23 protein-coding genes and 3 tRNA genes are annotated in these 21,211 nt (G+C 48.8%); 23 read left to right on the top strand and 3 right to left on the bottom strand.

The genetic code is table 11. From position 1 onward, the window contains the following. Positions 1-49 precede the first annotated feature (49 nt). The 6 genes from H1R82_RS00240 (at position 50) to H1R82_RS00215 (ending at position 2,907) form a co-directional block, all read left to right on the top strand. On the top strand, positions 50-1,126 hold the full coding sequence (locus H1R82_RS00240; RefSeq protein WP_181732690.1) for a WD40/YVTN/BNR-like repeat-containing protein: 1,077 nt from the start codon (positions 50-52) through the stop codon (positions 1,124-1,126). A gap of 240 nt (positions 1,127-1,366) precedes the next feature. Continuing rightward, the gene (locus H1R82_RS00235) at positions 1,367-1,813 is read left to right on the top strand and encodes a hypothetical protein (RefSeq protein ID WP_181732691.1); all 447 of its coding nucleotides are present in this window, start codon (positions 1,367-1,369) and stop codon (positions 1,811-1,813) included. A 247-nt stretch (positions 1,814-2,060) separates the two neighbouring features. Continuing rightward, a tRNA-Leu gene (locus H1R82_RS00230) sits at positions 2,061-2,146 on the top strand. Between the two features lie 218 nt (positions 2,147-2,364). Beyond that, positions 2,365-2,574 (top strand): phage holin, encoded by a 210-nt coding sequence (locus tag H1R82_RS00225; RefSeq protein ID WP_181732692.1) that lies wholly within the window; start codon positions 2,365-2,367, stop codon positions 2,572-2,574. 174 nt (positions 2,575-2,748) lie between these two features. Further along, positions 2,749-2,825 (top strand) — tRNA-Pro (locus H1R82_RS00220). A 5-nt stretch (positions 2,826-2,830) separates the two neighbouring features. After that, a tRNA-Pro gene (locus tag H1R82_RS00215) sits at positions 2,831-2,907 on the top strand. Positions 2,908-2,998: 91 nt separating this feature from the next. On the opposite strand, the gene H1R82_RS00210 is transcribed toward H1R82_RS00215, so the two are convergent. Further along, positions 2,999-3,619 carry a TetR/AcrR family transcriptional regulator gene (locus H1R82_RS00210; protein WP_181732693.1) on the bottom strand — a complete coding sequence of 207 codons (621 nt, stop codon included), beginning with the start codon at positions 3,617-3,619 and terminating at the stop codon, positions 2,999-3,001. Between the two features lie 198 nt (positions 3,620-3,817). Between H1R82_RS00210 and H1R82_RS00205 the strand changes: the two genes are divergently transcribed. Beyond that, a complete protein-coding gene (locus H1R82_RS00205; protein ID WP_181732694.1) occupies positions 3,818-5,365 on the top strand; it encodes an FAD-dependent monooxygenase in 1,548 nt (515 codons plus the stop codon). Between the two features lie 59 nt (positions 5,366-5,424). Here the strand turns inward: H1R82_RS00205 and H1R82_RS00200 are convergent, their stop codons facing one another. Beyond that, positions 5,425-6,261: an HAD family hydrolase gene (locus H1R82_RS00200; protein ID WP_181732695.1), complete on the bottom strand. Its 837-nt coding sequence runs from the start codon at positions 6,259-6,261 to the stop codon at positions 5,425-5,427. 147 nt (positions 6,262-6,408) lie between these two features. Between H1R82_RS00200 and H1R82_RS00195 the strand changes: the two genes are divergently transcribed. The 13 genes from H1R82_RS00195 to H1R82_RS00135 all read left to right on the top strand — a co-directional run bounded on the left by H1R82_RS00195 (position 6,409) and on the right by H1R82_RS00135 (position 18,375). Beyond that, complete coding sequence (locus H1R82_RS00195; RefSeq protein WP_181732696.1) at positions 6,409-7,005, top strand: uracil-DNA glycosylase; 597 nt, start codon at positions 6,409-6,411, stop codon at positions 7,003-7,005. Beyond that, the gene (locus tag H1R82_RS00190) at positions 7,002-8,714 is read left to right on the top strand and encodes an ABC-ATPase domain-containing protein (RefSeq protein WP_181732697.1); all 1,713 of its coding nucleotides are present in this window, start codon (positions 7,002-7,004) and stop codon (positions 8,712-8,714) included. Before H1R82_RS00195 ends, H1R82_RS00190 begins: the two co-directional genes overlap by 4 nt. Then, positions 8,711-9,142, top strand: a complete 432-nt coding sequence (gene rnhA / locus H1R82_RS00185) for a ribonuclease HI (protein WP_181732698.1) — start codon at positions 8,711-8,713, stop codon at positions 9,140-9,142. Before H1R82_RS00190 ends, rnhA begins: the two co-directional genes overlap by 4 nt. Before the next feature lie 71 nt (positions 9,143-9,213). Further along, positions 9,214-10,398 carry a tRNA epoxyqueuosine(34) reductase QueG gene (gene queG / locus H1R82_RS00180; protein WP_181732699.1) on the top strand — a complete coding sequence of 395 codons (1,185 nt, stop codon included), beginning with the start codon at positions 9,214-9,216 and terminating at the stop codon, positions 10,396-10,398. Between the two features lie 209 nt (positions 10,399-10,607). Further along, on the top strand, positions 10,608-11,135 hold the full coding sequence (locus H1R82_RS00175; protein WP_181732700.1) for a methylated-DNA--[protein]-cysteine S-methyltransferase: 528 nt from the start codon (positions 10,608-10,610) through the stop codon (positions 11,133-11,135). Between the two features lie 64 nt (positions 11,136-11,199). Next, a complete protein-coding gene (locus H1R82_RS00170) occupies positions 11,200-11,805 on the top strand; it encodes a hypothetical protein (protein WP_181732701.1) in 606 nt (201 codons plus the stop codon). A 60-nt stretch (positions 11,806-11,865) separates the two neighbouring features. Next, positions 11,866-12,363, top strand: coding sequence for an amidase domain-containing protein (locus tag H1R82_RS00165; RefSeq protein WP_181732702.1), 498 nt, complete (start codon positions 11,866-11,868; stop codon positions 12,361-12,363). Between the two features lie 72 nt (positions 12,364-12,435). Next, positions 12,436-12,900 carry a tRNA (cytidine(34)-2'-O)-methyltransferase gene (locus H1R82_RS00160; protein ID WP_181732703.1) on the top strand — a complete coding sequence of 155 codons (465 nt, stop codon included), beginning with the start codon at positions 12,436-12,438 and terminating at the stop codon, positions 12,898-12,900. Between the two features lie 30 nt (positions 12,901-12,930). After that, positions 12,931-13,680, top strand: coding sequence for an HAD family hydrolase (locus tag H1R82_RS00155; protein ID WP_181732704.1), 750 nt, complete (start codon positions 12,931-12,933; stop codon positions 13,678-13,680). 206 nt (positions 13,681-13,886) lie between these two features. After that, positions 13,887-15,782, top strand: a complete 1,896-nt coding sequence (gene prkA / locus H1R82_RS00150; protein WP_181732705.1) for a PrkA family serine protein kinase — start codon at positions 13,887-13,889, stop codon at positions 15,780-15,782. Positions 15,783-15,874: 92 nt separating this feature from the next. Continuing rightward, positions 15,875-17,020 (top strand): sporulation protein YhbH, encoded by a 1,146-nt coding sequence (yhbH, locus tag H1R82_RS00145; RefSeq protein ID WP_181732706.1) that lies wholly within the window; start codon positions 15,875-15,877, stop codon positions 17,018-17,020. Positions 17,021-17,154: 134 nt separating this feature from the next. Further along, positions 17,155-17,610 (top strand): NUDIX hydrolase, encoded by a 456-nt coding sequence (locus tag H1R82_RS00140; protein ID WP_181732707.1) that lies wholly within the window; start codon positions 17,155-17,157, stop codon positions 17,608-17,610. Between the two features lie 159 nt (positions 17,611-17,769). Continuing rightward, a complete protein-coding gene (locus H1R82_RS00135; protein ID WP_181732708.1) occupies positions 17,770-18,375 on the top strand; it encodes a LysE/ArgO family amino acid transporter in 606 nt (201 codons plus the stop codon). 70 nt (positions 18,376-18,445) lie between these two features. Here the strand turns inward: H1R82_RS00135 and H1R82_RS00130 are convergent, their stop codons facing one another. Beyond that, positions 18,446-19,051, bottom strand: coding sequence for a pentapeptide repeat-containing protein (locus tag H1R82_RS00130; protein ID WP_181732709.1), 606 nt, complete (start codon positions 19,049-19,051; stop codon positions 18,446-18,448). A 132-nt stretch (positions 19,052-19,183) separates the two neighbouring features. Between H1R82_RS00130 and H1R82_RS00125 the strand changes: the two genes are divergently transcribed. The 3 genes from H1R82_RS00125 to H1R82_RS00115 all read left to right on the top strand — a co-directional run bounded on the left by H1R82_RS00125 (position 19,184) and on the right by H1R82_RS00115 (position 21,146). Further along, positions 19,184-19,717, top strand: a complete 534-nt coding sequence (locus H1R82_RS00125) for a class IV adenylate cyclase (RefSeq protein ID WP_181732710.1) — start codon at positions 19,184-19,186, stop codon at positions 19,715-19,717. A gap of 20 nt (positions 19,718-19,737) precedes the next feature. Then, on the top strand, positions 19,738-20,325 hold the full coding sequence (locus tag H1R82_RS00120) for an HD domain-containing protein (protein ID WP_232334006.1): 588 nt from the start codon (positions 19,738-19,740) through the stop codon (positions 20,323-20,325). Between the two features lie 62 nt (positions 20,326-20,387). After that, the gene (locus H1R82_RS00115) at positions 20,388-21,146 is read left to right on the top strand and encodes an NAD-dependent deacylase (RefSeq protein ID WP_181732712.1); all 759 of its coding nucleotides are present in this window, start codon (positions 20,388-20,390) and stop codon (positions 21,144-21,146) included. The last annotated feature ends 65 nt before the right edge of the window (positions 21,147-21,211 follow it).

The following is a 21,211-nucleotide window of genomic DNA, read 5'->3' as shown; positions in this document are numbered from 1 at the left end:
GATCCATCAGGTTTGATCCATAAAACAAAGTGTGTGGAGGGATCGGTGAATGAAGCGACTTTTGCTGGGGATGGAACGGGAATTATTGGTGGCAGACCTGGATGACGGGGAAAGTGCCGGGACAACTTCGCGTCTCAAAGGGATGCAACCCACTTGCATTGCCCAAGATCCGTTCCGGCCGGAGAGGTTGTACTGCGGGACGTTCGGCCGCGGCTTGTGGTGTTCGGACGATTTTGGCGACTCATGGTACCCGGTCGGGGATGGATGTGATTATTTTGAGCCGTTAAAAGAAAAAGGAATCCTTTATGAAAAAATCACAGCCGTGGCGGTGAGTCCTCATCAAAAAGAAAATGGTTACGGAATGGTGTATGTCGGAACCGAACCGAGTGCGCTATTTTCATCGGAAGACGGAGGCAAAACCTGGCGGGAACATAAAGAGATGAAATTCGTGCCATCGCATCGGACTTGGAGTTTCCCTCCCCGGCCGCACACGCATCATGTCCGCTGGATCACGCCGGATCCGGAGCAATCGGAGCGGATTTATGTTTCGATCGAGTTTGGCGCCGTGCTGCGGAGTCTGGACGGGGGAAAAACCTGGGAAGACAAAAAATTTCAAGGCCCGCTGGACGCCCATACCCTGTTGATGCATCCAGGGCAACCGGATCGTTTGTATGCGGCATGCGGCGACGGATTGTTCCGGGAAGGTTGCGGCTACATGGAAAGCCGTGACGGGGGCCAATCTTGGATTCCTTTGGGCCAAGACCTGAAACATCCTTATTTATATGGTATGGCGGTCGATGCCAAAAAACCGGATTGGGTGCTTGTCTCTGCCTCCATCCATCCGAATCACGGTCACCACGCCAGAATGGAACAGGCTTCTTCCACAATTTATCGAAAAGAAGGGGATCGTTGGCTGGAAGCGGTTGACGGCTTGCCAGGACCGGAAGGAATGCTGATTTCTGCATTGGCAAACGACCCGTCGGAATCCGGCGTTTTTTACGCGTTGAACAATTTGGGGCTTTTCCGGTCTGTCGACGTCGGAAAGACATGGGAGAAGATCAATCTTGGGTGGAAAGAGGAATATCGGTCTCAACATCCGCATACCTTGTTGGTCGTTGATTGTTAATCTGGACCAGAAAAACATGAGCAGGCCTTTCGGGTGCCTGCTCATGTGAGACAACGCCGTCTCGACAAGCGCTGCATTTTAAATGGTTTCGACTATGAAATGCATCGTAACGATGGTACCGTCTGCAGAAAGCCAAACTAACCGGGGGGGATCGTTCATGGATGGATGCCGGCTGAAAGTTTTCTTGCGGGGATCAAGCCGTCGTGCTATGAATGCTTGTCCCGAGTGTCGCCCGATCTATTGAAAAAACTCGAAAAGTTCCCGCGCTATTCGGTTCATCCCGGCTATGACATTTTCTTCCGGGATGAGCCGGCGCATGACGGTTTTGCCAAAGAAGTCAAAAACCTTTCCCGCGACAGCGAAGCGTTTCATCGCATGTTGGGTCTTGCGTTGGGATTTCCGCCGCGGTCTGTTGATTTTTACGTCAAGAGGATTAGCGGGGAACTGAATCGGGAACAATTTTATGAGCAAAAGGTCGGTTTGTATCATGCCGGCGTTTGGTGCGCAGGGCATAAACGCGATATTATCGAAAACATGAACTGGTTGTGGAAGCAATATCCATATTACGATCAGTCAAGAGTCGCCACTTACTACAACAACGATCGCCAAGTCTATCCGGTCGAATATGGCGATGATGAAGCTTTGCACCACCTTGCGGAAAAGCTGAATAAAGCGTCTGCCCGGTGACGGAACGGCATGAGGTGACACTGCCCAAAAAATATATTTTTAATATTGCGTAAATAGCCGGAGCCGGTTGGGGACGAACCGGAAGGGTGGGCCGAAACCCGCTGTTTATCCGGGTTTTTCGCGGTTTGTGGATCTTCGGTTGGTGTCCGGGATTCTCTAAAAATTTTATTTGACATTCGAGAATAAAGTGTATATAATAAAAATCGTTCCAAGCGAGATTGAAATTTTTCAATCCATCACCCATCATGCCGAAGTGGCGGAATTGGCAGACGCGCACGACTCAAAATCGTGTTCCTTTATGGAGTGTGGGTTCGACTCCCACCTTCGGCACCAAAGCGAAACGGTTTCCTGCATCAGGAAGCCGTTTTTTTGTTTGATGATCCGGGCTGAAGTTAGTTGGCGCCCGCGGAGGGATTCCGGTGGATCTTGGACGGACGTCTTTTTTTACCGAATGGGTATTGATCAGAAAATGTTTTTCTTTTCCCTGCATATGATGATGCTGAAGCTGGCTTTTCAGCCGGCTTACATTCAGGGAATGGGGGCGAATCGGGATGGATTGGTTGACTCGGTTTCGCAACTATGGTTTCTGGTTATCATTGTTGGCATTTGTTGCCGGAGGGCTACGGTATGCCGGTTTTGACTTGGGGCTCCCTGAGGGGAACACGATTGTGGATCTGATTATCGCCATTCTGGTGGCGCTTGGGATTATCAATGATCCCACCACGGAAAGCAAATGGTACAAAGATGATTCCAAATCATAAGAGAAAGGATTTTTTTGAGACGTTCACACGGATGCTTCCGTGAACGTCTTTTTGCATTTTGAAGGCAACCGTTCCGGCATCCGGACAGAAAGAATTGGATTGACATTGGAAAGGATGGCATGTTAAAATGGACCTCGTCGTTTGAAAATTAAGTTCATAAAATAACCGAATTATCGGGATGTGGCTCAGCTTGGCAGAGCACCTGGTTTGGGACCAGGGGGTCGCAGGTTCGAATCCTGTCATCCCGACCAGTCAGCGGGACGTGGCTCAGCTTGGTAGAGCACCTGGTTTGGGACCAGGGGGTCGCAGGTTCGAATCCTGTCGTCCCGACCAACGATATCTGGACGGATTCATGGTATGTGCGCAGGTCTTGAGGAGAGGACCTGCGCTTTTTATTTGCTTGGAAAAGGAAGGTTCCGGAAGGTCAAGCTTTTTTTAAACCGGCGGCAAAAAAAGGCCCGTTCACAGTGATGGTGGATAAGATGCGCGCCATTTCCTCCGGGGATTCTTTCCTGCCGCTGTTTAACCATTGTTGAACCACTCCGATATGGGCGGAAGCAATATAAGACACCAGGTAATGTCCCGGAACCAGCAAATTTTCTTCTTTTAAGACAGAGTTTGGATTGTTTTTGATGAGTGCATTCCACATGAATTTTTTCAATCGGTTTTGAAACGCCAAGTCTCCTTTGGGGCCCAACAACGTTTTCATAAACCGGTGATTTTGATCAATATATTCCAAAATGGAAACAACTGTGCTCACCGGTTTTAAAGTGGGGGATGAAGCATTGATTTCGGAAAGGGTATTCGGCAGATTGCGCTTGGCAATCTCTGTGATCTCCGTCAGGATTTCTTCCTGGTATTTGTCCATGAGATCAAATTTATCCTGATAGTGTGCATAAAAGGTCCCCCGGTTGATGCCGGCTCTCGTGGCGATGTCTTTCACGGTGATGGCGTCGAAGCCTTTTTCCTCCATCAATTCCACAAATGCCTCTTTAATCATTTTCCGCGTCCGGACGACACGCAGATCCGCTTGATTTTTTCGCATCGGGTTCCTCCTTTGCTTTTTGGACGACACGGAGTCAAAAAGTGTTCCATAAGCGACAGGTTCCGCCGTTTTGATTATTGTTACGGATAAAATCCCAAAATTATAATGAAAATGAACAACCTGTTGTTTATTATACAGGAAGTAAAAAGCGTCGTGACAAGCGGATTGGTCGATCTTAAGCGGAAAGAAGGGAAAGGAATGAAACCCCAAGTCCTCATTGTCGGTGCCGGCCCCACCGGCTTGGCACTGGCCGTTGCGCTTCAAAAACAAGGGATTCCTTTTCGGATCATTGATAAAAACCGGGGGCCGGGCACGCTTTCCAGAGCCATGGCGGTTCATGCCAGAACTTTGGAATTATACAGCCAGTTCGGTCTGGCGGACCGGTTGATCGAAGCCGGCATCAAGGCGACCGCGTTACAAATTTTTAAAGATGCCAAACGGGTATCCCGGGTGGAATTGGGCGAGAAACTGGCGGAACACATCAGTCCTTATCCTTATCTCTTAAGCCTCGCTCAAGATGAGCATGAAGCCATATTAATCGAATATTTGCAAGCCAAAGGCGTCATGGTCGAATGGGAAACCGGGCTGTTGGATTTAAAGGAAACGGATGGCCGGGTTCATGTCACCATCCAAAGACAAGGGGGCGAAGAGGAGCAGTCTTATGATTATGTGTGCGGGTGTGACGGAGCGCACAGCACGGTGCGAAAAGCGTTGGGACTCGGCTTTCCGGGCGGAACTTACGAGCAAGTCTTTTTTGTGGCAGATGTCAAAACCAAACATCCTTTGCCGGGAATGGGCCCTGCATTTTCAGACAAAGAGTTTTGCCTGGCACTCACGCTCCGCGATACGGAACATGCCCGGTTCATCGGGCTGATCCCGAAAGAAATTTTAAGCCGGGGCATTCCTTCTGCATTGGATCCCCTGATTCCGTATATTGAGAAAATGGTGCCGGTAAAAATTGAAGAAGTCAACTGGTACTCTTCTTACAAAGTCCATCACCGTGTCAGTGAAAAGTTTCGCGTCGGCCGGGTTTTTTTGGCCGGGGATGCGGGGCATATTCACAGTCCGGCAGGGGGACAAGGCATGAACACCGGCATCGGGGATGCGATGAACCTGGGATGGAAGATTGCCGCGGTTTTGCAAAAGAAAGCGGCCGAACGGATTTTGGATTCGTATGAAGAGGAGCGGTTGAGCTTTGCCAAAACCTTGGTCGCCACCACGGACCGTCTCTTTAAGGGATTGGTTCAGGTGATCGAAGGAAAAGGCCTGGCTTCCGCCATTTACAAAGAAGTGATCATCCCGCATATCCTGCCCAAACTGGTAAAATTTCCGGGGGTCAGAGAAAAGCTTTTTAAAACCATGTCCCAAACACAAATCCATTATCGGGGCAGTTTGCTCAGCGCCGGAAAAATCGGAACCATCCATGGTGGCGACCGTTTGCCATGGGTGCAAACCGACGGCGGGGACAATTTTAAGCCATTGCAATCAGTGGATTGGCAACTTCATCTTTATGGCGAAACCACCCCGTCCCTGCGAAAGTTTGCAGAAAAGAACGCATTGGCTTTGCATGAAGTGAAATGGACGCCGGACGTGGGCCGGTCGGGCATTCAGAAAAACTCGGTTTTTCTTGTCAGGCCGGACGGCTATATCGCCGTGGCCGTCACCCCTCAGGAGGTTGGCAAAATGCAAGCTTTTCTGGATGAATATTGGATTGTCCCGTTTGGGAACAAACCGTTTTCGCGTTAAAGAATTGAAACCAAAAGAGAGACGACAGGATTTCCGTGTCAGCCTGTCGTCTCTCTTTTCTATAACGATGCTTTGGCTTTGTTGGGAAGCAAATGGTGTTGGATGAAATGTTGCACCCCGTCCTGGTGATGCGGCGGCACATGGACCGCGGCTTGTTGCAACACGAGCGGATGGGCGTTGGCCACAGCGGCCGGCAAACCGACGATTTCCAGCATGGACAAGTCATTCAAGTGATCTCCGATGGCGGCGGCTTGACCGGCTTGGAGGTGAATGCTTTCCAACAGTCGCAACACGGCATTTCCTTTTGAGATTCCGGAAGGCAGGATTTCAAAGTATTCATCCGAAGACAAAATGCAATCCAGCGGGAATGCATCCGCCCGTTGTTTGGACCAGTCAAGCATGGACTTCATCTCTTCTTTTTCGGCGATCGCCACCAATTTTAAATATGGAATGTCCGGCAATTTGTCAAAAGAAGAGATGATTTCCGGTTCAAATCCTTCGTCGATGCTGGCTTGGGTCACATACCCGATTTTGGTCCCGTAAACCCGGTCCAACCCGTAGACAAAAATGTCCACTTGGGGCGGAATGGTTTTCTTCCATTCTTCCAACAGTTGGAGAATCATTTGGCGCTCAAAGGTTTTGACCGGGATTTGTTTGTTGGAAACCGGATCGTACATGGCGGCGCCGTTGCACAAAATGACAGGGACCTGAATCTCCAATTCTTCAATAAACCGTTTGGCTTCCAAGTATGTTCTTCCGGTGGCGAGGGTGAAAACGCCCCCTGATTTCTGGAAGGAAGTGATGGCATTTTTATTGGCTTTGGAAATTTGTCTTTTATCGTCAAGCAGGGTGCCGTCAATATCTGAGACAAAAAAAGGATAAGGTAATCGTTCCAATGATTTTCAACTCCTTTGCTATTCCCAGAATAAAGCAGAAAGATCAACAGGAGGTTGAGTTTTTGTTAAAGCTTTTGAAATGGAATTCCTAAGAGTATAACATATTTCTTGACAGAGGAGAAACCGGAAGAAAAGGGAGAGAAGAGAATGGACCTTGAGACATTGGCGAAAAGATATGAGCAGTGCACCATGTGTCCTTTACACCAAAGGAGAACCCAAGTAGTGATGGGAGAAGGAAATCCCCGTTCGCTTTTGATGATTGTCGGTGAAGGACCGGGTGCCGATGAGGATCGCCAAGGCCGCCCTTTCGTCGGCAAAGCGGGACAACTGTTGAATAAAATTTTAGAAGCGGCAGAAATTCCCCGTCAAGAAATATTTATCACGAATATTGTCAAATGTCGTCCCCCGGGAAACCGGACGCCCCGGGATGAAGAAATGAATACATGTATTTCCATTTTACGGCAACAATTTGTATTGATTCGTCCAAAAATAATTGTTACGTTAGGTGCAGCACCCACCCGGGCTCTGATTGACCCGTCTGCCCGGATCACCCGCGTCAGGGGGAAATGGGTCCGGCGCAAAGGGGTGCTTTTCATGCCAACCTATCATCCGGCCTATCTGCTCCGGAACCCGAGTGCCAAAAGGGAGTCTTGGGAAGATTTCAAGCAGATCCGGGATGTATACAAAAAACTGTTAAATAACGTTTCAAGACAGGACGAGCATGAGGATGGTGAACCGCAATGAAACAGTTGTGCCAAATTTTAAAACGCATTGACGGAAAAGGGTACAAAGCCTACAAAGACTTGCAAGGAACGTATCAATTTCCGGATTTTCAATTATTTATCGATTATGTTCAGGGAGATCCTTTTGCCACTCCGTCCCGAGTGCGGGTGCGATTGGAGCGGAAAGAGGTTCCCGTCGATCTGTCCTGGATTCAAACACGGGAGAGAAAAGTGGCATTGGAAGACTGGTTGGCCCGGAAATGGTCGCGTGAGTTGGACAAGTATTCGTTTAAAGCTTCCGGAACGGGCAAAAGCGGATTGATGACCATGGATCGGCCGGGACAGGAAATTTTGGAGAGAACGGCCGTGGTGGTGGAACCGGAATATATGGAAGCCCGGATACATATCGGATTGCCGGCCCGGGGACGAACGGTTTTAGGCAGGCAGGCGGAACAAATGCTGCTTGATTTCCTGCCCCGGATTGTCCGTGAAATGAAGCTGTCAGAGACGGACAAAAAACAGATTGAAGACCGGATGAAACTGACAGACAACCAGCAGGCGATCCGCAAAGCGCTGAAAGAAAACGGGTGGGTTGCGTTTGTGGCGGATGGAGCGGTTTTGCCGCGTGAAAGCGGGATCAGCAACCGCCCCTTAAAAAGCGGACAAGTGGTTCCGTTCCGCTCACCGGAGTCATTGCAAGCGGTGATACCGGTGCCGCACGGCGAGCCGATTTCCGGCATGGCGATTCCCGAAGGCATCACCCTCATCGTGGGAGGGGGATATCACGGAAAAAGCACCTTGCTCAAGGCCATTGAGCGCGGGGTGTACAACCATGTTGCCGGAGACGGAAGGGAATATGTGATCACCGTGGAAGATGCCGTCAAGATTCGGGCCGAAGACGGACGCCGGGTGGAAAAGGTGAACATTTCCCCGTTTATCAGCCGGCTGCCTCTGGGCAAAGACACGGATCAATTCTCCACTGAAGATGCCAGCGGAAGCACTTCCCAAGCGGCCAACATCATGGAAAGCCTGGAAATGGGAAGCACCTGCCTGTTGGTGGATGAAGATACCAGTGCCACCAACTTTATGATCCGGGATGCACGGATGCAGTCCCTGGTGGCCAAAGGAAAAGAACCGATCACCCCGTTCATTGACAAAGTGCGCCAGCTTTATGAAGAAAACGGGGTGTCCACCATTTTGGTCCTGGGCGGATCCGGGGATTATTTCGATGTGGCGGATTATGTGATCATGATGGATCATTACCTGCCGTATGATGTGACCCGTCAGGCCAAAGAGATTGCCGGTGTCCATCAATCGGGAAGAGCACTGGAAGGCGGCGAGTCCTTCGGGGAGATTTCCCACCGCAATCCGGTTGCCAAAAGTTTCGATGCAAGAAAGGGTCGGAAAGAAAAGGCGGAAGCCAAAGGATTGAAAAGCATTCTTTTGGGTTCCGGCACGATTGATCTGACCTGCTTGGAACAGTTGGTCGATCCCAGCCAAACCCGCGCCATCGCCCAAATTTTGCGTTTGCTCGGAAAGCGCGCGGATGGCAGGAAATCATTGCGGCAATTGCTGGAGGAAATCGAATCGGAAATCAAGGAAAAAGGATTGGACTGGATTTCCCCGTTTCGCGGGCATCCCGGAGATTTGGCACTTCCCCGCAAATACGAAATTGCAGCGGCCGTCAACCGGATGCGGACGCTGGCGGTCAAAGGAGAGAATGGGCGTTGAAAGAAGTGATTGTCTATACCGATGGGGCCTGTTCCCACAATCCCGGCCCGGGGGGATGGGCGGCCGTATTGATGTATAAAGAACACCATAAGGAAATTTCCGGTGGCGAGGAAGTGACCACCAATAACCGGATGGAGCTGACCGCCGTCATTGAGGCGTTATCCCGGCTGAAAGAACCTTGCCGTGTCAAAGTGCATTCAGACAGTGCATACATTGTCAACTGCATACAACAAAAATGGTATGAGAAATGGGCAAAAAACGGTTGGATGACATCCGGGAAAAAACCGGTGGAAAATCAAGATCTGTGGAAAAAATTGCTTGCGCTGATGGAAAAGCATGACGTGGAGTTTGTCAAAGTCAAAGGGCACAGCAATGTGACGTGGAACAATCGCTGCGATGAACTGGCCCGTGCGGCTGTACCCAAGTGATGGAATAAACTGATGGATCAAATGGATAGATAACAGTGATATAATAACAGGTTAAAAAGGGGGTGAGAAAGGTGAATGCAGAGGAATTGAAGCAACGGTTGAAGGAAAAAGCAAAGGAAATCGGAATCGACAAAATCGGGTTTGCCAGCGCCGATCCGTTTACAGAGCTCAAGGAGAGACTGAAGGAGAGCCGGGAAAAAGGATATGCATCCGGTTTTGAAGAGCCGGACATCGAAAAACGGGTGGATCCCGGTCGCTCTCTTCCTCAAGCAAAAACAATCATTGCCATTGCCCTGAGTTATCCCTCCCGGCTAAAAAATGCCCCGCGTTCGGAAGAAGGGGCTTATCGGGGGTACTTTTGCCGGGCTTCCTGGGGGCAGGACTACCATGATGTGTTAAAAGAACGGCTCCGCCAATTGGAAGCGGCATTCAAAGAATGGGTGCCCGAAGCGCGGACCATGATCATGGTGGATACCGGCGCGTTGTCGGACCGGGCCGTGGCAGAAAGAGCAGGCATCGGCTGGAGCGGAAAAAACACCGCGATCATCACGGAAGAATTTGGTTCCTGGGTTTACTTGGGGGAAATGATCACCGATGTGTACCTCCCACCGGATGAACCGGTGACGGATGGATGCGGCGATTGCACGCTTTGCCTCGATGCCTGCCCGACCGGGGCGCTGGTGCAACCGGGGCAACTGAATGCCCAATCCTGCATTGCTTATCTCACCCAGACGAAAGGTTTTTTGCCGGATGAATACAGGGGGAAAATCGGAAACCGTCTTTACGGGTGCGATACCTGCCAAATCGTCTGCCCGAAAAACCGGAAGATCGATTTTGACCATCAACAGGAATTCCGCCCGGATCCGGAAAAAGTGAAGCCGCTTTTGAAGCCGCTGCTTTCCATCAGCAACCTGGAGTTTAAGGAAACGTACGGATCGATGGCCGGTTCATGGCGGGGGAAAAAACCGATCCAACGAAATGCGATTTTGGCTTTGGCCCACTTCAGGGATCGTTCCGCCGTTCCCGATCTTATCCGGTTGCTTCGGGAAGACCCGCGACCGGTGATCAGGGGAACGGCAGCATGGGCGTTGGGCAAAATCGGGGGAGAGGAAGCGAAAGAAGCATTACTTGGAGCCAAAGAAAAAGAAACCGATCCGGAAGTTTTGCGGGAAATTGACAAAGGCCTGGAATTCTTTGCCGGGCCCCGGTTGTTTCTTGAAAGAGGAGTTTTTGCAGATAAAGAGAATTCATTCTAAACACGAGAGAATAATGTATACGAAACAGACTTTTAAGGATCTCCGGTTTCAATCATCCGGAAGATGCGATGGTGGGTATTCCTTTTTGATGACGGCAGCATCCCTTTGCATATGAATTTATTTTCTTGCAACATTTTGCAAATCGATTCGTCTATAATCTGAAGATGTTTTTTGTCAAGTGACGAAATCCCGGATGGGAGGTTTATTTCATGGCCTCAGGGACGCAACATTTGGTTTGGAGTCATATGGAAAGTCCGGTCGGTTTGATCACCCTGTTGGCGAATCAGCGGGGACTCATTTACTTGGACTTTTGCAAACAAAACGATCCCGTTTTGGGAGCCGAGATCTGGTTGAATCATTGGTTTCGCCATTACACGCTGGAGAAGAACGAGCAGGCATTGCTCCCGTATATGGACGAAATCGATGAATATTTTCAGGGAACCCGGAAGACCTTTGAGATCCCGTTTGATTTGTACGGAACCCCGTTTCAAAAAAGGGTTTGGCGGCAGCTTTCCACCATTCCCTACGGCGAAGTCCGGACTTACAAAGAGATCGCGTCCGCCATCGGGTCGCCGAAAGCAGTCCGGGCGGTGGGCGGTGCCAACAATAAAAATCCGTTGTCCATCGTCATCCCTTGTCACCGGGTCATCGGTTCAAACGGTTCGCTGGTCGGATACGGAGGCGGCCTCCATATTAAAGAATACCTGCTGACGCTGGAAGGTTGGTTAAAACCATAAACAAAAAAAACACGGATCCTGCGGATGGAAACATCCGTTTTTCTTTTTGAATGGGGGAATTCATATGATTTTACAACACAGGAAAAAAAAGAAAAAGATCCGGGGCTGGAAAAGACAAATCCGGAAAATCGAGCATTGGAAACAAGCGGCGATGGCATTACACCTTCGGGAATTGGAAGAAAACGAGCGCGTTCCCCCGTTGCATGCATTAAAGAGAAGAAAGCTCCCTTTGTGGTATCAACAATTATTTTTGGAAGCATTGCTGGACGTCAGTGAATACTGGCAGCAAAAACTGCAGCAAGCCCGGAAAGATTGTGAATTGCAGCTGTGGCTTTTCCTTCCCTACATGACGGAGTCGCAAATTGTCGTCTCGACGGGTGAATCCCGTCCGCCGTGGGGGATGTTTGACCCCGATCCGGATCCGAAACCTTTTCCCGGCAATTGTTTTCCCCGGTTGAAGGCGCGATTGGAGCAACTGGATTGGAATCTCCATATCGAAAGCGATGTGTTTACAAAAAGTGATTTAAAAAAAAGCGCCCTCGCTTCCCAAGAGATCAAAAAAATTTTGGGCAAAGTTTATCAGCAGACCGAGCTTCACTTGTGCGAAGGAAAGAAAGAAACCATTTACAGTATCAAAGTGGGGGAGGTTTGGGTGGGCCGCTTTAAATAGGGAATGATCCCGTTGCCGGCTTCATAGGATGTTTGTAAAACCGATGAAGGAGCGTTGTGGATGACGAGCATGGTTTACAACCGGCAACGGGCTGTAGCTTATGCCAATCGCTACTGGAACGGCCATCATCCTGCATATCTGCTTTTTGACGATGATTGTACCAACTTTGTTTCCCAGTGCCTGTATGCAGGTGGAATGCCCATGGTTTTCGGGAGCAGGAACCAAGGATGGTGGTACCGGAGAGATCACGGGAACCACCAATGGAGTTTCAGCTGGGCGGTGGCCCACAGTTTGTATCAGTTTTTGAAAAAAGGGGGTTCCACGGGCAGATGCCGGATGGTCGGCTCGGCCGGGGAGCTTTTATTGGGGGATGTGATTTGTTATGATTGGGAAGGAGACGGGCGTTTCAATCACAATACGATTGTAACGGCGTTTGATGCAGACGGACAGCCGCTGGTCAATGCGCATACCCAAAACAGCCTGCATCGCCGTTGGGAGTATCGTGATTCCCCCGCCTGGACACCACAGACCCGTTATGTGTTTTTCCACATTGAATAGGATAAGTTGAAGCGGATTTTCTTTTTCGGGTAAAATAGACAGGAAGTTTGGACAGATGGAAGGGATGAAACTGTGCCGTTTCATATCGTGCTGGTTGAACCGGAAATTCCGCAAAATACAGGAAACATTGCCCGCACTTGTTCGGTGACCGGGGCGAAATTGCATTTGGTTCGTCCGTTGGGGTTTGAGATCGATGACAGCAAATTAAAACGGGCCGGTCTCGATTATTGGCATGAACTGGATATCGAATATCATGATTCCTTTGACGAATTGAAGGAAAAGTACCCGGACGGGCGCTTTTTTTGTGTGGAAACCTTTGCGAAAAAACATTATACCGAACCGGTTTACCGGGAAAATGATTTTTTTGTTTTCGGCAAAGAAACCAAAGGATTGGCACCTGAAATTTGGGAGGCGCACAAGGATACCATGATCCGGATTCCCATGCGGCCAGTCTCCCGTTCGTTAAATTTATCGAACTCCGTTGCCATCGTTTTGTATGAAGGATTGAGGCAAATCGGTTTTAAGAACCTGGTCTGACGGAGATTCACACAGAAAGAGGGACACCTTATGATCAAAGCATGTTTGTTTGATTTGGACGGCACGCTTCTGCCGCTTGACACGGAGTCTTTCGTGCGCATTTACTTGAAAGAACTGGCGGGAAAGGTGAAGCATCTGATCGCACCCGATCAGCTGATCCAAACCATTTGGGAAGCGACAGAAGCCATGATGAAAAGCGGGGACGGGACAAGGACCAACGAACAAATTTTTGAACGGGAGTTTCTCAAACGTTCCGGGCTGGACCGGGAAATCATCTGGCCTTTATTCAATCAATTTTATGAACAAGATTTCCCGAAACTTTCCAAATATACAAAGGTGAGTCCTTTGTCCCGGAAAGTGGTACAAGCCGCGGTGGATCAAGGGTATAAAGTCGTGGTGGCAACCAATCCGGTATTCCCGAAGGCCGCGATCATGGAGCGGTTGAAATGGGCCGGAATCGATGATCTTCCCTTTCAATGGGTGACCGTGTATGAAGAGGCCCACTATTGCAAACCCAATCCGGAATATTATCTGGAAGTTGCCGCGCGGATCGGAGTCCGGCCGGAAGAATGTGTCATGATCGGCAACGATATGCAGGAAGACATGGTGGCTTCCACCACGGGGATGAAAACATTCTATTTAAAATCCGAATACCAAATCAACCGGGGCAAACCGACGTATCCGGTTGATGATGCCGGGGATCTTCAAAGCTTGTTGGAATCGATCCAACAGCAAACGGGCGTATTTGAAAAAAGAGATTTTGAGCCATCCATCCGCTGAAGATTTTTGAAAAACCTCAGATTTTTCCTGAGGTTTTTCTATCTTTTTCCTTTAAATTCTGATAAAATAGAAGTAACAACTTTCTAAATAGCGCATATATATGATAGAAAATCATGCCTTAGTCTCTTTTCCTTTTTCAGATTGTTAGTCACCAGGGATTTGAAAAGTCAACGGTTTGGTTTGAAAGTTTAGAGAGGAGGCTTTCCATGGATCATTTCCTCAGACGCCTTGAGGAGTATCGCAACCGCGAGAAGAGCTTGGAATGGGAAGGAACCTTCATTGACTATCTGGACATCGTGAAGAAAAATCCCCGCGTGGCTCAAACCGCTCATTCCCGAGTTTACGATATGATTATAAAAGACGGTGTTTCAACCGATTCACAAGGAAATAAAAAATACCATTTCTTCACCAAAGAGCTGTTCGGGCTGGATCAGGCCATCACCCGCTTGGTCGAAGAGTATTTTCACTCCGCCGCCCGGCGCTTGGATGTCAGAAAACGGGTCCTACTGTTGATGGGACCGGTCAGTGGAGGAAAGTCCACCATTGTGACGCTGTTGAAAAAAGGGTTGGAGAAGTACTCCATGACCGACGAAGGGGCCGTTTACGCGATCAAAGGATGCCCGATGCATGAACAACCGCTCAACTTGATTCCCGAGGAGTTGAGGCCCGAATTTGAACAAGAGTTTGGCGTGAAGATCGAAGGGAAACTTTGCCCGTCTTGCCGGTTCCGGCTGAAGGAAGAATTCAACGGACGGATTGAAGACGTTCCCGTGAAACGGATCATCCTGTCCGAGGATGAACGGGTCGGAATTGGAACGTTCAGCCCGTCGGACCCCAAATCACAAGATATCGCCGATTTGACGGGAAGCATTGACTTTTCCACCATCACTGAATACGGTTCGGAGTCCGATCCGCGCGCTTACCGGTTTGACGGCGAGCTGAACAAAGCCAACCGCGGGTTGATGGAGTTCCAGGAAATGCTCAAGTGTGATGAGAAGTTTCTGTGGAACTTGTTATCACTGACCCAGGAAGGCAATTTCAAAGCCGGTCGTTTTGCATTGATCTCCGCGGATGAAGTGATTGTCGCCCACACCAATGAAGCCGAGTACAAAGCGTTTATTGCCAATAAGAAAAATGAAGCGTTGCAATCACGGATCATCGTGATGCCCATTCCGTATAATTTAAGCGTGACGGAAGAAGAAAGAATTTATAAAAAATTAATTGGACAAAGTGACCTGGCCCACATCCATATTGCTCCCCACTCGCTCAGAGCCGCAGCGATCTTTTCCATTCTGACCCGGTTGAAAGAATCGAAAAAAGTGGATCTTTTGACGAAAATGCGCCTGTATGACGGGGAAGTGGTCGAAGGATCCAAAGACATCGACGTGGATGAATTGCGCAATGAACACCTCGATGAAGGTATGTCCGGCATCGATCCCCGCTATGTCATCAACCGGATCTCCAGTGCACTCATCAAGACGGAAACCAATTTTATCAACGCTTTGGATATTCTTCGTTCCCTCAAAGACGGTTTGGACCAACATCCTTCCATTACTCCCGAGCAGCGCGAGAAATACCTCCATTTCATTTCCATCGCCCGGAAAGAATACGACGAAATCGCCAAAAAAGAAGTGCAAAAAGCGTTTGTCTACTCTTATGAAGAGTCGGCGGAAACCCTGATGGAAAATTATCTGGATAATGTGGAAGCTTATTGCAACTGGAACAAAATCCGCGATCCAATCACCGGGGAAGAACTGGAGCCGGATGAAAAGTTGATGCGCTCCATTGAAGAGCAAATCGGCATCTCGGAAAATGCCAAAAAAGCGTTCCGCGAAGAGATTTTGATTCGCATTTCGGCTTATGCGCGCAAAGGGAAAAAGTTTGATTATAAACAGCATCCCCGCCTGCGTGAAGCGATCCAGAAAAAATTGTTTGCCGATCTCAAGGACGTGGTGAAAATCACGACATCCACCAAAAACCCGGATGAAAACCAATTGAAAAAAATCAATGAAGTGATTAACCGGCTGGTGACCGAATACGGATATACGCCTGCCAGTGCCAATGAGCTTTTAAGATACGTGGGCAGTTTGTTAAACCGCTGACGGTCAAAAAATTGCGGCAAGGATTCTTCTGTCGGAAAGAGAGTCCTTGCCGCAACAGTCTAAAGGGCTTTATTTTCAGGGAGGTGAAACCCATGGCGCACCCCCCGTTTATTGTCTCTGAGGAAGACTGGTCCCTTCACCGCAAAGGATATCAGGACCAAATGCGGCACCAGGAAAAAGTGAAAGAAGCGATCCGAAAAAACCTGCCGGATTTAATCAGTGAAGAAAGCATCATTATGTCGGACGGGAAACAGATCGTGAAAATCCCGGTTCGCTCCATTGAAGAATACCGTTTCCGCTTTAACTACAACAAAGGGAAGCACGTGGGACAAGGAAATGGGGACAGCAAGGTGGGAGATGTGTTGGGGAAAGAACCCGGTTCCGGCAATCAGGGGCCGGGAAAAGGACAGGGAGCCGGCGATCAAGCAGGGCACGATTATTATGAAGCCGAAGTCTCCGTGGAAGAATTGGAAGGAATGTTGTTTTCCGAGTTGGAACTGCCGCACCTGGAGAGCAAAGAAAGCCAGGATATGTCGGTGGATGACATCCGCTTCAATGATGTGCGCAAAAAAGGATTGATGGGAAACATCGATAAAAAACGCACGTTGCTGGCGGCCATTAAACGAAACGCACTGAAAGGAAGCAAAAAAACCCAAATTTCCGTCGATGATCTCCGCTTTAAAACATGGGAAGACATCGTCGTGCCGCATTCCAATGCGGTCGTGATTGCCATGATGGACACCAGCGGATCGATGGGGGTTTTTGAAAAATATATTGCCCGCAGTTTCTTTTTCTGGATGACCCGTTTCCTTCGCACCAAGTACGAAAATGTCGAGATTGTGTTCATCGCTCATCACACGGAAGCCAAGGAAGTGAGCGAAGAACAATTTTTCACCAAAGGAGAAAGCGGCGGAACCATTTGTTCCTCGGCCTACCGGAAAGCTCTGGAAATCATTGATTCCCGCTATCCGCATGACCGGTATAACATTTACCCGTTCCATTTTTCCGATGGAGACAATTTAAGTTCGGACAATGAACGCTGCGTCCAATTGGTGCGCGAAATTCTCAAACGTTCCAATATGTTTGGCTACGGGGAAGTCAACCAATATAACCGGCATTCCACCTTGATGAGTGCCTATCGCCATTTGAAAGTGCCGCGCTTTGCCCACTTTGTCATCCGGGAAAAAGGGCAAGTCTATGATGCGCTGAAGCACTTTTTCGGAAAGAAAGAAGCTTGAATCCAAAAACGCCTTCTCTTTGAGGAGGCGTTTTTTCTTTTGGAAAAATGATTGGGGTACTAAATAGAAAGATGGAAAGATAATTAGTAAAATAATGATTATTTCGGGATTTGATCTGAAAGGAGTTGTCCGGGATGGCAACCAGGCGATTTACTGCACCGGTCACCATTCATCTCTTTTTTATCAGGGATCATCAGATTTTGTTGCTTCGTCGTTTCAATACGGGTTATGAAGACGGGAATTACTCTGTTGTCGCCGGTCATTTGGATGGCGGAGAAACCGTTAAACAAGCTGCCGTTCGCGAAGCAAAGGAAGAAGCCGGAGTACATTTGACAGAAGAGAACATTGAAATCGTCAGTGTCATGCATCGTAAAGCCGGGGATGAGCGGATCGATTTCTTTGCAACCGTGAAAGAATGGGAAGGAGAAATAAAGAATCAAGAACCTCATAAATGCGATGATTTAAGGTTCTTCCCGTTGGATCAATTGCCGGTAAACACGATTCCGTATATTTTAAGGGCCATTGAAAACTACAAAAAAGGCAAATGGTTTGACAGCTTCGGTTGGACTGAAAGAAAAAGATCAATATAAGATTCAGAAGACGGATTTTGTGATCCAGCTGAAGAGATATGCTTTTTTGCGAAATGATTTTAGATTTCAAGAAGGGGATTCTTTAGCGTTTGCTGAATTAAATTACTCTGTTAAAGAAACAGAAATCTGAAAGTGATCCGGAAAGGAAAGCAGTATAAAATGGTTCAAGCCGTAATTCATGGCATCATTTTGTCTTTCGGGCTGATCTTGCCGCTCGGGGTTCAAAATGTTTTTGTATTTAATCAGGGGGCCACGCAACCTAAGTTTTTCCGGGCTTTGCCGGTGGTGATTACTGCATCGGTTTGTGACACACTCCTGATCTCTTTGGCTGTTTTGGGAGTATCGGTTGTGGTTTTTGGCGTATATTGGGTCAAGGTGATGCTGATCCTCGCGGGCACCCTCTTTTTAACCTATATGGGATGGGTGACTTTCAAAAGTCGACCGGATCCGGATCAGCCGCAAAAATCATCGCTTTCCCCCAAAAAGCAAATCGCTTTTGCCGTTTCCGTTTCATTGCTCAATCCGCATGCCATCATGGATACAATCGGGGTGATCGGCACCAGTTCCCTTTCCTATACCGGTGCCGAAAAGTTTGCTTTTACGCTTGCCTGTGTCGCCGTATCCTGGATCTGGTTCTTTTCCCTGGCATGGGTGGGAAAGCAAGTGGGAAGGTTTCATCAATCCGCCGGCGTGATCAACATGTTGAACAAAGTGTCGGCTTTCATTATGTGGGGCACCGCTTTGTACCTGCTGTTTACCATCTGAAGCCCGGATCCTTTTCATCAACCTGGTGGCAAACCAACCGTCACCGGGTTGATTTTTTAATTGGGGAAATTTACTCCACGATGGCACCAAACGAGCGGGCCAGTTGAATGGCTTGGGCAAGGTCGATGCGGGTTCCTTTTAGGTTGGAGCTTTTCAGATCCAATCCTTCCAAAATGGCGCCTCTCAAATCGGATCCTTTGAAAGAAGCCCCTTGGATGTTCGCATAAGATAAATCCGCCTCTTTAAAATTGCATTGTTCAAACTCCGTACCGTATAAGTCGGCCTCTTTGAACCGGATTCCGGAAAGGTCGCATCGCTTGAAATGCTGGTTTCTAAGCAAGGTGTAAGACCAGTCTCCGCCTTGGATGGAAGCACCGGTGAAATCAGCCTCGCCGAAGGAAGATCCGGTCATTTTGCAGTTTTCAAAAACCGAAGCAAACAACCGGGCGTGTTCAAATTGGCAATTGAAAAAGGCTGATCCGCGATGTGTGGAGCCGTTCAGGATCGCATGGGCAAAATGGCATTCTTCAAAGACGCAACGGGTTGTGCTGATTTCCTTCAAAAACGTTTGTCTGAAACGGCAGCGGAGAAAATGGCATTCTTCCATGGATACGGCGGGAAAGCGTTGATGGCTGAAATCTTCATCGACGAACTCTTTTTTTGTCCACTTCGTCATATCCATTCTCCCTTGTTCAGGCTGTTACAAAGAATATGCAACAGTCCGGCGGATAAAGACAGGAGTGTTCACACTTTCTCGAAACATCCAGCCGCCGTGCTTTTATAATAAAAAGGAAGGGGGAAAGTCCAAATGGCCATTGAATTTGAAGCCAAAGTCCTGGAAATCGATCCGGCCGAAATGATGGAACGAATCTTCAAAGCAGGCGGGGAAAAGGCCGGCGAATTTTTGATGCGGCGTTATGTTTATGAGATCACTCCGGGAGACCACAGTAAATGGATGCGCCTGCGCGATACGGGCGAAGAAGTCACACTGGCGGTGAAAGAAGTGCACCATGACGGGATCGGCGGAACGGAAGAGATTGAGATCACCGTGAGCAGCTTCGAGGAGGCCGGCCGGTTGCTCGGAAAATTGGGGTATCGTCCCAAGGGGTATCAGGAAAACCGGAGAACCCGTTTTTTGCTCGGTGGTGCGAGACTGGAGATTGACGAGTGGCCGGGTATTCCTCCGTATCTGGAGATTGAGGGAAAGTCCAAAGAACATGTGATCCAAGTGGCTTTACAGCTCGGGGTGAAGGAAGAACAATTAACCGGCGAAAGCACGGTCAAAACATTGGCCCGGTACGGGATCGGGCCGCAAGCTCTTCAATCATTGCGGTTTGAATGAGGGGGAAATTTTTGGTGAAGATGAAACTTCTCAGATCGTCCGGGAAAACTCCCGAACCGTTTCATGCGGATAGACTGGCAGACTTTCTTTCTCCTGAAGAAAACCGGTATCATCATATCTTGGGCGTTGTCCGTTTAATGAAAGAGATTTTGCCAAAGCTAAATTTCAATGAGGAAGTGAAAAAAGAACTGATTCAAGCCGCTTATCTCCATGATATCGGTTATAGTCCCAAGTTAAACAAAACCAACTTTCATCCCTTTGACGGAGCTTGTTTTGCTTTTAAGGCCGGTTTTAACAAGCCGGTGATTGCCGCGGTTCTTTTTCATTCGGAAGCTTATGAAACGGTAAAGGAAAAAAGAAGCGATTTGCTTCCGGCATATTCTTTGAATCATGATCTGTTGGACGAGCAAGACCGGCTGTTTACAGACTTGGTCACATATTGTGATGTTCAAACTTCGCCGCAAGGGGAAAAAGTCAGTTTGGACGAAAGGGTCCGGGATGTGGTAAAGCGATATGGAGAGCATCATCCGGTCAGCCGGATGATGATTCAGTGCAAACCGAAATATCAAGACATCATCAACCGCGTTAACCGGTGGATCTGTTCATAAAGCCGAGACTGGTTTCCGGATCAAAATCGTCTTAACATGAATGGGAGAAGGAGGGTAAGGGCATGAGAGAATGGGTGAAAAAGGTTCAAAATGCCAAACATCTCGTGGTTTTGACCGGAGCAGGGATGTCCACGGAAAGCGGTCTTCCGGATTTCCGCTCGCAAGGCGGGCTTTGGAGCGGCAGGGATCCCAATGAAATTGCCACCCCGGGTGCCATCGGGACGAAAGATTTTTTTGAGTTTTACCAGATGCGGGTGGAAGAGTTGTTGAAACATCACCCCAATATCGGCCATTATGTGTTGGCTGAACTGGAAAAAGAAGGCATGGTGAAAGCGATCCTGACGCAAAACATTGACGGTTTCCATCAGCGGGCGGGAAGCCAAAAAGTGATCGAGATTCACGGGCACATGCGCCATCTGGTTTGTTCCGGCTGCGGAAAAGCGTATCCGGCCACTTCGTATCGTGAAGGCACTTATTATTGTACCGATGAGCAGTGCCGGGCTCCTCTCCGGCCGCCGATTGTGCTGTTTGGGGAACCGCTGGACACGGCTTCCTGGAATGAGGCCGTCCGGGAAGTGGAGCAAGCGGATCTGATTCTCGTGATGGGCACGTCCTTGCAAGTGTATCCTTTTGCCGGGTTGGTGGAAATCGCCCATGAAACCGGTTCAGACATTATCCTCATCAACAAAAGTTCCACGCCGCTTGATTCCCTGGCGGATCAACTCATCCGCGACAGCATCGGGCTGGTGCTGAGCGAAGGCGGGAGAGTTCTGTTGGGAGAAGAGCGGTTGCGGCAATTGGAGGAAAAGGTGCAAGGTTAAAGGCTGGGATGTGGATCATTTAAAACGATGGACAGGTAGAAAATATGTTATAGTAATAAAGACAA

The sequence above is a fragment of the Thermoactinomyces intermedius genome, assembly GCF_013912365.1.
Classification (GTDB): domain Bacteria; phylum Bacillota; class Bacilli; order Thermoactinomycetales; family Thermoactinomycetaceae; genus Thermoactinomyces; species Thermoactinomyces intermedius.
This window is presented reverse-complemented; position numbering and strand designations above follow the sequence as displayed.

Coding starts and splice junctions, on each gene's coding strand:
- H1R82_RS00125 (WP_181732710.1), top strand. CDS start 19,184: ATGGCCATTGAATTTGAAGCCAAAGTCCTGGAAATCGATCCGGCCGAA.
- H1R82_RS00190 (WP_181732697.1), top strand. CDS start 7,002: ATGAAACAGTTGTGCCAAATTTTAAAACGCATTGACGGAAAAGGGTAC.
- H1R82_RS00175 (WP_181732700.1), top strand. CDS start 10,608: ATGGCCTCAGGGACGCAACATTTGGTTTGGAGTCATATGGAAAGTCCG.
- H1R82_RS00135 (WP_181732708.1), top strand. CDS start 17,770: ATGGTTCAAGCCGTAATTCATGGCATCATTTTGTCTTTCGGGCTGATC.
- H1R82_RS00165 (WP_181732702.1), top strand. CDS start 11,866: ATGACGAGCATGGTTTACAACCGGCAACGGGCTGTAGCTTATGCCAAT.
- H1R82_RS00115 (WP_181732712.1), top strand. CDS start 20,388: ATGAGAGAATGGGTGAAAAAGGTTCAAAATGCCAAACATCTCGTGGTT.
- H1R82_RS00240 (WP_181732690.1), top strand. CDS start 50: ATGAAGCGACTTTTGCTGGGGATGGAACGGGAATTATTGGTGGCAGAC.
- H1R82_RS00140 (WP_181732707.1), top strand. CDS start 17,155: ATGGCAACCAGGCGATTTACTGCACCGGTCACCATTCATCTCTTTTTT.
- H1R82_RS00155 (WP_181732704.1), top strand. CDS start 12,931: ATGATCAAAGCATGTTTGTTTGATTTGGACGGCACGCTTCTGCCGCTT.
- H1R82_RS00195 (WP_181732696.1), top strand. CDS start 6,409: ATGGACCTTGAGACATTGGCGAAAAGATATGAGCAGTGCACCATGTGT.
- prkA (WP_181732705.1), top strand. CDS start 13,887: ATGGATCATTTCCTCAGACGCCTTGAGGAGTATCGCAACCGCGAGAAG.
- H1R82_RS00170 (WP_181732701.1), top strand. CDS start 11,200: ATGATTTTACAACACAGGAAAAAAAAGAAAAAGATCCGGGGCTGGAAA.
- H1R82_RS00210 (WP_181732693.1), bottom strand. CDS start 3,619: ATGCGAAAAAATCAAGCGGATCTGCGTGTCGTCCGGACGCGGAAAATG.
- H1R82_RS00205 (WP_181732694.1), top strand. CDS start 3,818: ATGAAACCCCAAGTCCTCATTGTCGGTGCCGGCCCCACCGGCTTGGCA.
- H1R82_RS00130 (WP_181732709.1), bottom strand. CDS start 19,051: ATGACGAAGTGGACAAAAAAAGAGTTCGTCGATGAAGATTTCAGCCAT.
- yhbH (WP_181732706.1), top strand. CDS start 15,875: ATGGCGCACCCCCCGTTTATTGTCTCTGAGGAAGACTGGTCCCTTCAC.
- H1R82_RS00120 (WP_232334006.1), top strand. CDS start 19,738: ATGAAACTTCTCAGATCGTCCGGGAAAACTCCCGAACCGTTTCATGCG.
- H1R82_RS00225 (WP_181732692.1), top strand. CDS start 2,365: ATGGATTGGTTGACTCGGTTTCGCAACTATGGTTTCTGGTTATCATTG.